Source organism: Chryseobacterium sp. PCH239, assembly GCF_018924625.1.
In the GTDB taxonomy this organism is placed as follows: domain Bacteria; phylum Bacteroidota; class Bacteroidia; order Flavobacteriales; family Weeksellaceae; genus Chryseobacterium; species Chryseobacterium cucumeris.
Genome location: NZ_CP073027.1, coordinates 4,043,256 through 4,057,483 on the forward strand (window position 1 = coordinate 4,043,256; position 14,228 = coordinate 4,057,483).

A 14,228-nucleotide genomic window follows, 5' to 3' on the forward strand; every position below is an offset into this window, starting at 1 on the left:
TCATTTAATTTAATCACAAAGAGTATATGATTCGAAAGCTGATTATAGGAGGATCAAAAGATTGCGACTTTGTTGCTAAAGGAGTGAGGCGTTTGCTTAGTACGAATCAATGAAATTGATTCCACTCTTTGCTCCCCTAAAAGTATTACAACAGCATACAGACGAAACCTTTGCGTTAAAAATCTTTATTTTGAAAACAAAAAAGGCAATCCGAAGACTGCCTTTTCTATATTTTATGAAAAATTATTTGTTTTTCATTTCTTCCTTGATCTTAGCTTCCAATTCTTCAGCAAGATCCGGATTGTCTCTTAAAACATCTTTTACAGCATCACGTCCCTGACCCAATTTAGTCTCTTCGTAGCTGAACCATGATCCGCTTTTCTTCACAATTCCCATATCTACTGCAGTATCAAGAATTTCTCCTACTTTAGAAACTCCTTCTCCATACATGATATCGAATTCTGCCTGCTTGAAAGGAGGTGCTACTTTGTTTTTCACAATTTTCACTTTCACACGGCTACCGATAGCTTCATCACCTTGTTTAATAGGTGCGCTTGCTTTTCTGATATCAATTCTTACAGAAGCGTAGAACTTAAGGGCGTTACCTCCGGTAGTCGTTTCAGGGTTTCCGAACATAACACCGATTTTTTCTCTCAACTGGTTGATGAAGATTACAGTACATTTTGTTCTTGAAATTGTAGCGGTAAGCTTTCTTAATGCCTGAGACATCAATCTTGCATGAAGACCCATTTTGGAATCCCCCATTTCACCTTCAATCTCTGCTTTTGGTGTAAGAGCAGCAACAGAGTCAATTACAACGATATCAATAGCTCCTGAACGGATTAAGTTATCTGCAATTTCCAAAGCCTGCTCACCGTTGTCCGGCTGAGAAATGATCAGGTTTTCAAGATCAATTCCTAATTTCGCAGCATATGTTCTGTCGAAAGCGTGTTCAGCATCAATGAATGCTGCAATACCACCTGCTTTTTGAGCCTCAGCAATAGCATGAAGGGTCAACGTTGTTTTACCTGAAGATTCCGGACCATATATCTCAATGATTCTTCCTTTTGGGTATCCGCCTATTCCTAAAGCAATATCTAAACCTAAAGAACCGGAAGGAATTACTTCGATAGTATTGTCTATAGATTCATCACCTAAAGTCATTACTGTTCCCTTTCCATATGTTTTATCTAGCTTGTCAAGCACTAAAGCGAGTGCTTTTTTCTTATCATCAATGTTACTCATCTCTATTAAAATAATTTCTCAAAAATACATAATTTATATATCAAAAGCTAATATTATTTATTCCTGAAAGCTGTTTTTAGAGTTAAAAAATGATAAATTTTTACGGCTGATCTCATTCATAACGAAGCACATGCGGAATGTAATATCTAAAGTGTTTTTAAATGTTTTTTACTTAAATAAGATAAGTTGTTTTTATTTGAAATCGCAAAGGCGCCATTCTTTTAACATAGATTATGCTTTAAGGCGCAAGGATTTTATCCCCGATAAAATTGAGTAGTGTATATGTTTTTTACCTCACGCTGATTTTGCTGATTACGCAGATACTCATAAAAATCTGCACTATCTGTTTGATCTGCGAGAATATTCTAAAAAAATGAACTTTTTCCTTCCTGAAAATATAATATTGAGTGAGTCGAAATGTTCTTGTGCCTTAAAAATTTCTATAGTACATGAAAACTCTTTGCACTATTTGCGCTTTCAAACCAAATAACATTTTAATGAAAATTTGAACCTTTGGTAATTGCAAGATAATCTTCCAGTACTTTCATCTGGTCCTTGTTTCCTCTTTTTATTCTCGATTCTCTACTGACCAGTTGATCATAAATTGTATTGAAAAGTATTTTTGATTTTGGAAATAGATTTCTGAAAGGAACTTCCGGAATTTGTAATCTTTTGCAAACTTCATCATCTAAAAGAAACCAGGTACAGCAGATGTGCAGATATCTTAAGTTTTTTCTTTGGAATTCAAATTTTAAGATAGGATTTTCGAGAGATTCATCCAGCAGAGAATGAGCCAGAAGAACAGAATCTTTATCTGAAGGGGCTGAACAGAAGTCCATAAATAAAAATATTCCGTTGCCTGTTTTTTATCGTCAGGAAGAAGCTGCTCCGGAATTCCCAAAAGATAACCTACGTATTTCCAGAGATGAAAAATTCCTTGTTCTTCTTCAACAGAAAAACGATTTCCCAATTTCTGAAGACTATGAAGAAATACCAGACTGAACCCGATATACGTTGCCATCATATCCCATGAATTGATAGGCTCTCCCCAGTTTTCTGTATCCCAGTCTTTATAATGTTTTTTAATGGAAAGTCTTGCGTAGGAATGGATCAGACGGGTTTTTATCGCAAATTCATATCCTTTTGCATGAACTTCCAGCGCATTGTATCGGGTTGCATTTACCCAGAAATCCAATGTTTCCGAAAGACGCTTCACTGCACCTTTTTTCAGTGCTTCTGTGACAATAAGGGGTTTGTTGAGGTAGGCATAATCATAGCCGCCAATCAGACAATAGTCTCTCAGGGAGATCAGAGAATCCAAATTGCTTCTCATACAAAGTTCAGCACCGCTTTTAAGAAGTTTATAATCGAGCCAATCAGGAACTTTCTGAGTCTGATGGAACAGTTTTTTACACTTTCAGAAACATCATCAGTTTCCGAAACTCCATTTCTGATATAGTGTTCAATCTCTCTTGAAGCCTCATGAAATTTTTTAGTGAAATAAACATCTTTTACCACCTCATCTCCCGTTTCATCCGTATGATAAAAATAGGGTGCAAATTTTTCAAATTTTTCAAAGCTCACTTTAGCTCCGGAAAATTCAATAAGCTGCCTTCCGTTACCATGTTCCCAAAAGTTCCTGAAATGGGGAGCATCTTTAAAACGAGGTTGTATCATGTTTCATCCTTTACCTATAAAAGTACAAGTTTTATGCTGAAATATTTTGGTGAGATTTGTCAGCTATCTAGGAAAAACTTTTATGAAAAATACCACAAACGGGTAATTTACTTGTGTTTATATAATTTGAAACTTTGTGTAAAACAAAACTAATAACCATGAAAACTCAATTATAAAAACATTTCGTTTTTCTACAATGATAAACTAATTCTAAAATTCAAAAAAACTTAACCAGAAAAATAAAAATCATGAAAACAAAAATTGTATTACTGTTTCTGCTCGGTTGGGTGGGGATGGCTTTTGGACAAAATTGTTCGGTTTCTTCTACCGAAAAAAATGGAAATTCTCTAGAAATATTTATTAAACCGTTTAATAAGGATAATTATCCTGCTGGATTTAAATTAAAAAAAGGAAGTACTATAAAATTTGTTATTAGTAATGTTAATCCTTTAAAAGTAATAGGTAGTAATATAGAAGCTAAAGGTGAAAATTTTCAATTTGAAATTCCAAAGTCGATAAGTGATAGTTTTATAGGAAATGAAGAAAAAAGTGAAGAAAATAAGAATAAAGGAAGAAATCCTGCTTCAAGTTCTTTTAATTCTAAGGAAGATTTTATTGCTGAATATCAGGTTTTAATAGAAAAAGCATCCAATATAGAGAGAAAAGCAAATCTAAATAATATTTTGGTTGAATTACTTGGAGATAATAACTTTATAAAGAATGTTGATTCAGTTAAAGCTCTTGCAAAAAAAATATATGAAAACACATATGAAATAGATACTCCTATAGAAAAAGACATATTGGAATTACAGAAATCATATGTGGAATTGAAAAAACTTTATAAAGATGTTAATTCAAGAACCGATAATATTTCTTTGTTAGGTACAATTAGTGTTAATGGTTCTAAAGCAAAAATTAATGATGTAAAGGTAAGTTCTACTAATGTTATGTTTGAAGAAGAAATGAACTCTGCAAAAAAAATTATCGATATAGTTAATGAAGAAAAGAAAAAAATGAAATAATAAATAAAGCGTTTGTGGGGAGAAAAACATATGAAACTATAAAAAATGATGATTTCGTTACATTTACTAAGGCAACTCAATTAACAGATGATGAAATAGTGATAACTCCTGTTCTTTTAGGAAAAGATAATAAAGAGTTAGAGAAATTTGAGCCTATAAAAATTACAACATTTGGTGGAGTAAAAGTTAATTTCAGTACTGGTTATATGTTAAGTTTTATAGGAGATGATAATTATCTTTTAAAATATAGTAGTGATGGTAAAAGTAGTGGTGTTTACGAAAATGAAAAAAATAGTATTACACATGCAGTTGGAGTTTTAGCTCATGTATTTTGGGATTTTGGAAAAACGGCAATGTTTGGTATTTCATCGGGAATTAGTATTAATACGGATGCAAAACTCAATTTTTATGCTGGACCTTCTGTTGCATTTTTAGAAAAGAACAGACTTGTTTTTACAGGAGGCCTTTCTTTTGTAAATGTAAAAAAACTTAATAGAAATAATTTAGATGCTAATGATAATTTTATTAATCCTAATTATTTAGATGTTTCCTATTCTGAAATGTATAAACCAGCTATTTTCTTTGCTGTAACTTATAATTTATTTTCTAATGGCAATGACAATACAAAAAAATAAATCTCAACAAACTTTTAAACAATTGGAAAGGAAAAGTACTAAATGACAAATATAGTATTTATAAAAAACCTTCCCATTGGGAAGGTTTTATATTACTTATGCTTATCGCTCATTATTGATTATAAAGAAGCAGCGTGTACAAGCATATCTACTAACTTGTTAGAGTAACCCATTTCGTTGTCATACCAGGAAACAAGTTTCACGAAGTTAGGAGAAAGCATGATACCTGCATCTTTGTCGAAGATAGAAGTTCTCTTATCTCCTACAAAGTCCTGAGATACTACTGCCTCTTCAGTATATCCTAGGATCCCTTTCAATTCACCTTCAGAAGCAGCTTTGATTACTGAACAGATTTCTTCATAAGAAGCAGCCTTTTCAATTCTCACTGTTAAATCTACTACAGAAACGTCAACAGTTGGTACTCTGAAAGACATACCCGTTAATTTTCCGTTTAATGAAGGGATTACTTTTCCTACCGCTTTAGCAGCACCTGTAGAAGAAGGGATGATATTGTTCAGAGCAGCTCTACCACCTCTCCAGTCTTTCATTGAAGGACCGTCAACAGTTTTCTGAGTAGCTGTTGTTGCGTGTACAGTAGTCATCAAACCTTCTACGATTCCGAAGTTATCGTGGATTACTTTAGCTAAAGGAGCTAAACAGTTTGTTGTACAAGAAGCATTTGATAAGATTTTGATATCATCAGTAAGTTCCTTGTGGTTTACACCCATTACGAACATTGGAGTATCATCTTTAGACGGAGCAGAAAGGATTACTTTCTTAGCACCTGCAGTAATGTGTTTTGCAGCGCTTTCTTTATCTAAGAATAAACCAGTAGATTCTACTACGTAATCTGCACCGATTTCATTCCACTTTAGGTTGCTTGGATCTTTTTCAGCAGTTACTCTGATTTTTTTCCCGTTTACAACAAGGTCATTTCCTTCTACAGAAACTTCACCTGGGAAAATACCGTGTACAGAGTCATATTTTAACATGTAAGCCATGTATTCTGCATTGATTAGGTCATTGATTCCTACAACTTCAATGTTGTCTCTTTCAGTCATTGCTCTGAAAACAAGACGTCCAATTCTACCAAAACCGTTGATACCTACTTTGATTGTTGACATAATAGTTTGTTTTTATTAGATTATAAAAATAATTAGATTGCTAAAATTTCTGAAATCAGTAAAAGATCTTTATTGATTTCATTATGTTTTTTAATGGCTTCTTCAATTGGCGTATACGTCAGATCGTTGGAACGCATTCCTGCCATTACATTGGTTTGTCCTTCCATTAATCCGGTTACAGCACCATAACCCAGTCTGCTGGCCAAAACTCTGTCTGCACAGCTTGGAGAACCTCCTCTCTGCATATGTCCCAAAATCGCTACACGAATGTCATAATCAGGGAAGGTTTGTTTGGTTTTTTCTGCAAGCTCATAAACGTTGGCTAGTTTTTCACCTTCTGCAACCACCACAATACTTGATGCCTTTCCGGTTTTTTCAGCATCCCTGAATTTTGTGAAAAGCTCATCAATACTGTCTTTTTTCTCAGGAATTAAGATATCCAGAGCTCCTGTTGCCAATCCACTGTTTAAAGCAATAAAACCAGCATCACGACCCATTACTTCCACAAAGAAAACCCTGTTGTGGGAAGTTGCTGTGTCACGGATTTTGTCAATGGCATCCATTGCAGTATTCAAAGCAGTGTCGTAACCTATGGTATTGTCTGTACCGAAAATATCGTTATCAATAGTTCCCGGGATACCGATTACTCTGATTCCGAATTCTTCATTAAAGATTTTTGCACCGGTGAAAGTTCCGTCTCCTCCAATACATACCAATCCGTCAATTCCTAGTTTTACACAATTATCGTAAGCTTTCTGACGGCCTTCTTTTGTTCTGAACTCAGTGGATCTGGCAGACTTTAGAATGGTTCCACCCTGGTTGATTATATTTTTTACGGAACGAGCTCCCATTTTCAGGAAATCATTGTTGATAAGACCATTGTAGCCTTCTCTTACTCCGTAGCATTCGATATTATAATAATTGGCGGTTCTTACTACCGCTCTTAATGCCGCATTCATACCCGGAGAGTCACCTCCTGAAGTAAGAACTGCAATTTTTTTTACAGCACTCTCTTTCATCAAGTAAAAAATTTCGAACACAAATTTACAAAAACAAGTTCAGATTATCGTAGTAAGTTTCCAATAGTTTTGAATATAAATTATTAAAAGCTTCTGAAGTTTGTAGGTTTAAAAAAATATCGTGCAGTTTTCGTCTCCTCAGCATGGATATCAAGGTCGTACCAGGGTGTAAAATAGGGATTAAACGGATTTGAAAGTACATGAACGGATTGCGCCGGGGTGAATCCTTCACTTAATAAGAATAATCTTTTTCCTTCCTTATTCCGGCAGACACCGGAAATAAAAACAATGTGTCCGGGACTTCCCGGTGTGATTAAAATATCTCCTGTTTTCAGATCTGAATTTTTTGTGACCGGTTTGGTTTCCTTATTTAATGAAATTGTTCCTGCATAATTGAAAATCAGGTCCAGATAATTTCTGAAACTTTGGTAAGAATCATCAAAAGGCATGGTTTTTCTAAAGCTGACTGAATTTCCGCTTACAAAAGCTCTCGTTCCGTTTTTATAATCATTCCAGCTGAAAAGATCACCGCTTGTAAAATGAAATTTAATTTCGTTAAATTTTTTTGCCTTATAAAGATATTCAGCTCTCATTCGGATGGCGGCATCAGCACATTGCTGCAAATCTTTATTTCCGGTATCAATATCAAAAACTGCTTCATGGAGATGCTGGGTGGAGATAGGCGTTCCATCGTATTTTAAAATCCGACTTCCGTAAGGTTTTAGTGTGAAATTTTCAATAAAATGACCGAAAGAACCAGGTTTTTCTTCCATCCACTCATACCCTTCCGGGGGAGAAAATCTTTCCCGAATTGTATTTTTATTTTTATTGATTTTTAAAGCATTTTCAGCAATTAAATGCTCATTTTTATCTGGTTCAGGTAATAAACGGTCTGATACTTTTTCTTTTGTACAGCCTATGTAAATGAGAATAACAATGATTCCTGTGATAACTTTTTTCATGCGTTTTAGTGAGCACAAATATCATTTTTTTTCACCTATCCGCCAATATCTTATTTGAAAATTTATCGGTTCAACGACTCCTCTTTTCCAGGAATCAACAATTTCCCCCAATCATTCAGCTGCCAGAGGATTTTCACCAGTTTTTCCCCAAGTTCTGTCAAAGTATATTCTACTCTTGGAGGAAGTTCATTGAAAGACTGTTTCGTTAAAATACCATCTTCCACCATTTCACTCAGCTGCTGATTGAGAACCCTGCGGTCAACTTTAGCAATACCTCTCAAAAATTCACTGGGACGTTTTTTCCCTTCATTGATCTGCCAGACAATGGGAATTTTCCATTTTCCACTGATGGTATTGACAGCAACTTCCAACGGACATATTTTATTTTCTTCAGCTCTTTCCTTTGTTTCCATAAAATTGACTTTTTTATCCCAATGGGGGAAAAATGTGCGGTATTGTTTTTCTCCGCCCACTTTCAGACTTTTGTAAAGGTAATCATTAAATAGTATGACAGAAAAACGAAAAGGAGCCCGCTCCATCAAAGATATTCCAACGGATATTCTGGAACAGCTGAACAGAGGAGAAATTGAAACCGCCAATCTTACGGAATGGCTGGCAGTAGATCAAAGGCTGCTGTTGGAAAATCTGCTTTTACAGAATGATCGTACGGAATATATGACACCCGTTTTAGAAAATGTAAACCAGCTGAAAAAGCAAACTGTCAATACCATTAATGAAACAATAGGAATTGGCTTACTTAATCTGGCTGTGAAAAATAAGGATAACGAATTTCTTTTGAAATTGTCAGTTCATCCCGCAGATCTGGTACGTTGCTGGGCAGCTTATACGATTGGAAGAAATAACGATTTACAACTTAAGGAAAAATTAAACAAAATTCAGCCATTTGCTTCTGACTCTCATTTTGGAGTGAGGGAAATCTGCTGGATGACTGTGCGTCCGGATATTTCCAAAAACCTGGACGAAAGTTTATCTATATTAACAAAGTGGACCGCGCATGATAATGAGAATGTAAGACGTTTTGCCAGCGAATCCACAAGGCCAAGAGGTGTGTGGTGTGAACATATTGATGCTTTAAAACAGAATCCAGGGCTTGGACTGGAAATACTGGAATCTTTACGATCTGATTCCTCCAGATATGTACAGGATAGTGTTGGCAACTGGCTGAATGATGCCAGCAAATCTCAACCCGAATTTGTAGTGGAAATCTGCGATGAATGGCTTCTGGAAAGTCCGACAAAAGAAACACAGTATATCGTAAAGAAAGCTCTGCGAACCCTTAAAAAGTAAGAGTTATCCACAAAATAAAAATGCTGATTTAGTTTTTAATCATATAGGTCACAGATTTATATGGCTTTACATCATATTTATATATTCCTTTTTTCCCGGGAAGTGCCTTTATTTGCTTAATTTCTGCATGAAAAAGAACACTGATATATTTCCAATGTTAACTATATGTTAACTGGAAAAAGTTATCCACAATATGAGTTTTCAATTAATGTGGATTCTATCTGGCAGTAAACTAATGATTTACATAAAAATTAAAAAATGGAAGCTTGAATTACAGTATTTTCTTCGCTGAAAAAAAAGTTATCCACAATGTGAGGTTTTGCTTACCATTTTTCAGTCAAATATTTCCAGTACCTTTTCGGAACATGCTGAATATGCAGTTTCATATTTTTTCTTTCCACAATATTGGTTTTCGTGAAATAACGCTGCCAAAGCAGCTGATAGCTCTTTTCCTCATCATGGAACTTCTGTTGATAATGGTTAAGATCAAGTTTTTCATCAGGATAGAAAAATTCACAATCGTTCAGATTATATAAAAGGCCATAGTTTCTTCGAAGATCGTAGATCATCCATTTCTGATCCTGATATCGGTCTTTAAAATGTTTTCTGATTAAAGGAAGAACATTGAAATCGGGATCTATTTTGGAGAAAAAAACACCATCCTGCATTTTTTCAAAGCGGACAAATGCAGTCATCCTATGCCTTTCCCTGTTTATCGATTTGCAGATTTTCGAAATTTTTAAAACATCAGAATCGGCAAAGTTTTCAAGAACATTAATTTCAGGATTTTTCACCGACTGCCTTACTGCGGATAAGATGAGGTTTTCCAGATCCGGATCTTCAGATAAAAAAACTTTTAAAAGTTTGTAAACGCCCTGTTTACCAATATGCTGCTCCAGTTTATTCAAAACCCTTTCAGACTTGTCTGGTTGAGTAATTACTTCGTGAATTTCTGCAAAAATGTTTTCCTGATGAAATCTTTCACTGCTTTTGATTTCCACCTCTTGATAACGGTATTCGAAAACTTCAAATACTGCAGTGAAAAGACCGTCAAAACTTCCATCGTAGAGTAGGGTTGTCATGTATTGAATTAAAATTTAAAGTTTAGTTGGGGTGTCATTCTGAACGAAATAAAATGAAGTGAAGAATCTGGTTAATTGAAGAGATTCTTCCTTCGTCAGAATGACAGTCGTGCTGTATTATAAATTAGTGTCCATTTGTGAAAATATTGGTGTCATTTGTGTTTAAAATCAAAACAAAGTCAGCTGTTGCGAAAACTGGTTATGAAATTTGGATGAGCTTCCGCCTATGAGCAGTTTCCTAAAATTTTTATCCGTTAAGTATTTAAGGTAAGCATTTCCTGCATTAAAATCGATGAAGTATTTTGCCCGGTTGACGGTCGCTCCCAGTTTTTTCAAATGATCCATCGTTAAAATCTGAAAACGTCTTGCACTCACAATTTTCTGAGCTGTTTTCACTCCGATTCCGGGAATTCTTAAAATCATCCGGTATTCGGCAGTCTGGAGATTCACCGGGAACTGATCCAGATTCCGTAATGCCCAGCTTAATTTAGGATCCATTTCCAGATCAAGAAAAGGAACATTCGGATCTAAAATTTCTTCCGCTTTAAAACCATAAAATCTCATCAGCCAGTCCGACTGATACAGTCGGTTTTCCCGAAGCATTGGAACTTCCGTCGTTAAAGAAGGCAGTCTCTGATCTTCCAACACCGGAACATATCCGGAATAATACACCCTTTTCAGATTAAAATTTTTATAAAAATGATCAGCAACTTTAATGATCTGAAGGTCGTTTTCATTAGTTGCCCCTACAATCATCTGTGTAGATTGTCCGGCAGGCGCAAACTTGGGAACTTTTTTCAGAATTTTCTTTTCATCCTTATACTGAATAATTCCTTTTTGGATATATCGCATCGGGCTGATCATATCCTGTCTGTTTTTTTCAGGGGCCAGCAATTTTAATCCACTTTCTGTAGGAATTTCAATATTTACGGATAACCGATCTGCATACAACGCGGCTTCCTGCATCAGATCATCACTTGCCCCGGGAATAGATTTTAAATGAATATACCCGTTAAAGTTCTCTTCCAAACGTAGCTTTTTGGCAACTCTTACAAGTCTTTCCATGGTTGTATCTGCATTTTTGAAAATTCCTGAGCTTAGAAATAACCCTTCAATATAATTTCGACGGTAAAAATTGATGGTAAGATCTACCACTTCTTCTACCGTAAAAGCAGCTCTTTTGATATCATTGGAACTTCTGGAAACACAGTAAGCACAATCATAAATACAGTGATTGGTCAATAAGATTTTAAGCAAAGAAACACATCTGCCGTCTTCTGTATAGGTATGACAGATCCCGCTTGCAGAACTATCTCCTAATGCTCCTTTTTTATTTTTTCTTGTACCTCCGCTTGATGAACAGGAAACATCATATTTCGCTGCATCAGCAAGGATTTCAAGCTTTTCTTTAAGACGGTCAAAATTCATATTTAAAATACTTTGATATATTTTGTATCTTGATTGTAATTTAATTTTGTTCAAATTTAGTTCCAAAATTGATAAAAGTCAATCTTTTTTCATATAAGTTATCAACAAAAAAGAGTCTCAAAATCATTATATTTACGGCTCATTAAAGTTTATATCATGAATCATAAACCAATCGAAGGTTTTTCCAAGCTTCCAAAGCAGGGGAAAATCGAATGGCTCGTAAACGAATATCTTGAAGGAAACCAGGAATATCAAAATATATTAAAACAATACTGGAATGATGATGCAGATCTTCAGAAGCTTCACGAAGAATTTTCTGAAAATACCATCTCCAATTTTTATATGCCGTATGGAATTGCTCCGAACTTTTTAATCGATGGAAAACTGTTGGCGCTTCCAATGGCAGTTGAAGAAAGTTCAGTAGTAGCGGCTGCTTCCAAAGCTGCCAAATTCTGGATCGATAAAGGAGGTTTTAAAACAACGATTATCAATACTGAAAAACTGGGGCATACCCACTTTATTTTTAATGTAGAACCTCACAAATTATTACATTTCTTTAATTTCAGTTTAAAGAAAAAATTATTTGAAGCTACAGAAGATATCACCGCGAATATGAGAAAACGCGGTGGAGGTATTTTAAATATCAGCCTGGTGGATAAAACAGCAGAAATGCCGAATTATTACCAGCTGAAAGCAAGCTTCGATACCGTAGATTCAATGGGAGCGAACTTTATCAATTCATGTCTTGAGCAGTTCGGAAAGACTTTGAGACAGGAAGTTGCTACCAGTGAAGATTTTACTCAGGAAGAAAAGAATTCACTACAGATTGTGATGAATATTCTTTCCAACTTTACGCCTGACTGTATCGTAAGAGCTGAGGTTTCGTGTAAAATGGAAGATTTAAAAGATGACAGTGGAATTTCTCCAGAAGAATTTGCTTCTAAATTCAAACAGGCCGTTACCATTGCAGAAATAGAACCTTACCGTGCGACTACTCATAATAAAGGAGTAATGAATGGAGTAGATGCTGTTGTAATCGCTACCGGAAATGATTTCAGAGCTACGGAAGCCTGTGCACATGCCTATGCTGCGAGAGATGGCCAATACAGATCTTTAACACACTGTACAACAGATAACGGTATTTTCAGATTCTGGATTGATCTTCCTATTTCTGTAGGAGTAGTAGGAGGGCTTACCAATCTTCACCCTTTGGTAAAATTCTCTCTGGCACTTCTTGGGAAACCTTCCGCACAAGAGCTGATGAGCATCCTGGCAGTTTCAGGGCTTGCACAAAACTTTGGGGCTTTACGCTCTCTGGTGACCACAGGAATCCAGAAAGGACATATGAAGATGCACTTATTGAATATTCTGAACCAATTGGGCGCTACTGAAGAGGAAAAACAGCACTTTGTAACGTATTTTAAAGATAAGACGGTGAGCCACCATGAGGTGATCAATGAGTTTAACAGAATGAGAGGAAACTAATGTTACAGATCATTTTGCCTATCGTATTCCTTCTTTTTGGATTTTTTCTGAAGAAAACAAACAATGAAGGTTTCAGAAGTTCCAAAAAATTCGCCAATATGTTTATCATACTGGGGATTTCTACATTGGTTGCCAAGTTCATTTTAATGTACTTAAAATCAAAATAGTGAAAAGGAATGAATATTGTATTTTTTTTATTGATTTCGGGGTTAAGTTTTTCACAACAGCAAAAAGTGAAAATAAGTAATCTGCAGCCTAAAACTGAAGATGCCGTTTTTCCGGTTGTTTCTTATTCTGAAAATCCTCGGGTAGAAAATAAAATCAATACATTTCTCCAGGTAGATCAGCTGGAATATGTTCCGGGATCTGGCGGAAATCCTTTTAAACTGGCTTCTACAGCCACCAATTCCTATTCAAACTATCTTTATTTTTATAGTTGGGATAAGATTGAAACGCCTAAGAATATTCTGAGTATTGCCATAGATGGTGAAGCTTCGGGCGCTTATCCGGAGGGTTTTCTGATCTGGAAGAATTTTGATCTGAGAACAGGAAACTTTATCAATGCCAAAGATTTATTTCAACCGGGTTCAGTGAAAACTGTTGAGGGAATTATTCAGAAAAGAGTAAAGAAAAGAATTTCTGATTTTCTTGTTACGCTGAAAGCTGAGAAAAATCCGGCAGAGGAAACTCAAGATCAGATCGCTATGTATGAAGACTGTTTTACGGAACATACTTTGGACGGTATCCGATATTTCTTTGGGAAAGACAAGCTGACTTTTGTTGCCGGAAGATGTTCCAACCATGCCATGAGAGCTTTGGATGACCTGGGCAGTCATGAAATAGAATTTTCCTACAAAGAGCTGGAAAAATACTGGAGTCCTTATGCGAGAAATTTAATTTCCGGTTCTGAAAAAACAGAGATGACCAGTCTTACTAATAAATTGTATAAGGGAAAGATCGATGGAAAGTATTCTATTACTGTTTTGATCAATGAGGTATATGATGATGGTTCATTTTCTGCAAAATACTGGTATGATAAAAATAAAAAACTGATTGAGTGGAACGGAAAGATAAAAGGTAATCATATCTCCATCATAGAAAACGATTATTATAGTGAAGAAACCAACCAATGGATTTTCAAAGCCTTGGTGGAAGCAGATTTGCAAGGCAGGAAAATTATAGGAACCTGGCAGGATCATAAAACAAAAAAATATTTAACCCTAGAATTAGAAGAGTTATAA

At 35.3% G+C, this 14,228-nt stretch carries 15 protein-coding genes; 5 read left to right on the top strand and 10 right to left on the bottom strand.

The features are described from left to right. Positions 1 to 243: 243 nt before the first annotated feature. The 4 genes from recA to KBP46_RS23900 form a co-directional block, all read right to left on the bottom strand. Positions 244 to 1,245 (bottom strand): recombinase RecA, encoded by a 1,002-nt coding sequence (recA, locus tag KBP46_RS18655; RefSeq protein WP_062676286.1) that lies wholly within the window; start codon positions 1,243 to 1,245, stop codon positions 244 to 246. 494 nt (positions 1,246 to 1,739) lie between these two features. Next, positions 1,740 to 2,084 carry a hypothetical protein gene (locus KBP46_RS23890; RefSeq protein ID WP_253297309.1) on the bottom strand — a complete coding sequence of 115 codons (345 nt, stop codon included), beginning with the start codon at positions 2,082 to 2,084 and terminating at the stop codon, positions 1,740 to 1,742. Next, on the bottom strand, positions 1,997 to 2,578 hold the full coding sequence (locus KBP46_RS23895; protein ID WP_253297088.1) for an oxygenase MpaB family protein: 582 nt from the start codon (positions 2,576 to 2,578) through the stop codon (positions 1,997 to 1,999). The genes KBP46_RS23890 and KBP46_RS23895 overlap by 88 nt, the downstream gene beginning before the upstream one ends. Then, positions 2,575 to 2,922 (bottom strand): hypothetical protein, encoded by a 348-nt coding sequence (locus KBP46_RS23900; RefSeq protein ID WP_253297089.1) that lies wholly within the window; start codon positions 2,920 to 2,922, stop codon positions 2,575 to 2,577. Before KBP46_RS23900 ends, KBP46_RS23895 begins: the two co-directional genes overlap by 4 nt. Before the next feature lie 248 nt (positions 2,923 to 3,170). Here KBP46_RS23900 and KBP46_RS18665 point away from each other — a divergent pair, with 248 nt between their 5' ends. Both KBP46_RS18665 and KBP46_RS18670 read left to right on the top strand, forming a co-directional pair. Continuing rightward, entirely contained in the window at positions 3,171 to 3,944 is a 774-nt protein-coding gene (locus KBP46_RS18665) for a hypothetical protein (RefSeq protein WP_216443879.1), read from the top strand. Between the two features lie 14 nt (positions 3,945 to 3,958). Further along, on the top strand, positions 3,959 to 4,579 hold the full coding sequence (locus KBP46_RS18670; RefSeq protein ID WP_216443880.1) for a hypothetical protein: 621 nt from the start codon (positions 3,959 to 3,961) through the stop codon (positions 4,577 to 4,579). A 119-nt stretch (positions 4,580 to 4,698) separates the two neighbouring features. Here KBP46_RS18670 and gap read toward each other — a convergent pair whose 3' ends face one another. From gap to KBP46_RS18690, 4 genes are all read right to left on the bottom strand, one after another. Then, positions 4,699 to 5,703 (bottom strand): type I glyceraldehyde-3-phosphate dehydrogenase, encoded by a 1,005-nt coding sequence (gene gap, locus KBP46_RS18675; RefSeq protein ID WP_047096698.1) that lies wholly within the window; start codon positions 5,701 to 5,703, stop codon positions 4,699 to 4,701. Positions 5,704 to 5,735: 32 nt separating this feature from the next. Further along, the gene (pfkA, locus tag KBP46_RS18680) at positions 5,736 to 6,722 is read right to left on the bottom strand and encodes a 6-phosphofructokinase (protein WP_062676282.1); all 987 of its coding nucleotides are present in this window, start codon (positions 6,720 to 6,722) and stop codon (positions 5,736 to 5,738) included. A gap of 83 nt (positions 6,723 to 6,805) precedes the next feature. Then, complete coding sequence (locus KBP46_RS18685) at positions 6,806 to 7,684, bottom strand: DUF4846 domain-containing protein (RefSeq protein ID WP_216443881.1); 879 nt, start codon at positions 7,682 to 7,684, stop codon at positions 6,806 to 6,808. A gap of 62 nt (positions 7,685 to 7,746) precedes the next feature. Continuing rightward, on the bottom strand, positions 7,747 to 8,097 hold the full coding sequence (locus tag KBP46_RS18690; protein WP_216443882.1) for a helix-turn-helix domain-containing protein: 351 nt from the start codon (positions 8,095 to 8,097) through the stop codon (positions 7,747 to 7,749). Between the two features lie 94 nt (positions 8,098 to 8,191). Here KBP46_RS18690 and KBP46_RS18695 point away from each other — a divergent pair, with 94 nt between their 5' ends. Then, entirely contained in the window at positions 8,192 to 8,992 is an 801-nt protein-coding gene (locus KBP46_RS18695) for a DNA alkylation repair protein (protein ID WP_216443883.1), read from the top strand. 323 nt (positions 8,993 to 9,315) lie between these two features. On the opposite strand, the gene KBP46_RS18700 is transcribed toward KBP46_RS18695, so the two are convergent. Both KBP46_RS18700 and KBP46_RS18705 read right to left on the bottom strand, forming a co-directional pair. After that, entirely contained in the window at positions 9,316 to 10,074 is a 759-nt protein-coding gene (locus tag KBP46_RS18700) for a TIGR03915 family putative DNA repair protein (protein WP_216443884.1), read from the bottom strand. A gap of 168 nt (positions 10,075 to 10,242) precedes the next feature. Next, positions 10,243 to 11,502 carry a putative DNA modification/repair radical SAM protein gene (locus tag KBP46_RS18705; protein ID WP_216443885.1) on the bottom strand — a complete coding sequence of 420 codons (1,260 nt, stop codon included), beginning with the start codon at positions 11,500 to 11,502 and terminating at the stop codon, positions 10,243 to 10,245. A 156-nt stretch (positions 11,503 to 11,658) separates the two neighbouring features. On the opposite strand from KBP46_RS18705, the gene KBP46_RS18710 reads away from it, so the two are divergent. Beyond that, positions 11,659 to 12,987 (top strand): hydroxymethylglutaryl-CoA reductase, degradative, encoded by a 1,329-nt coding sequence (locus tag KBP46_RS18710; protein WP_062676276.1) that lies wholly within the window; start codon positions 11,659 to 11,661, stop codon positions 12,985 to 12,987. 176 nt (positions 12,988 to 13,163) lie between these two features. Beyond that, positions 13,164 to 14,228, top strand: a complete 1,065-nt coding sequence (locus KBP46_RS18715) for a hypothetical protein (RefSeq protein ID WP_216443886.1) — start codon at positions 13,164 to 13,166, stop codon at positions 14,226 to 14,228.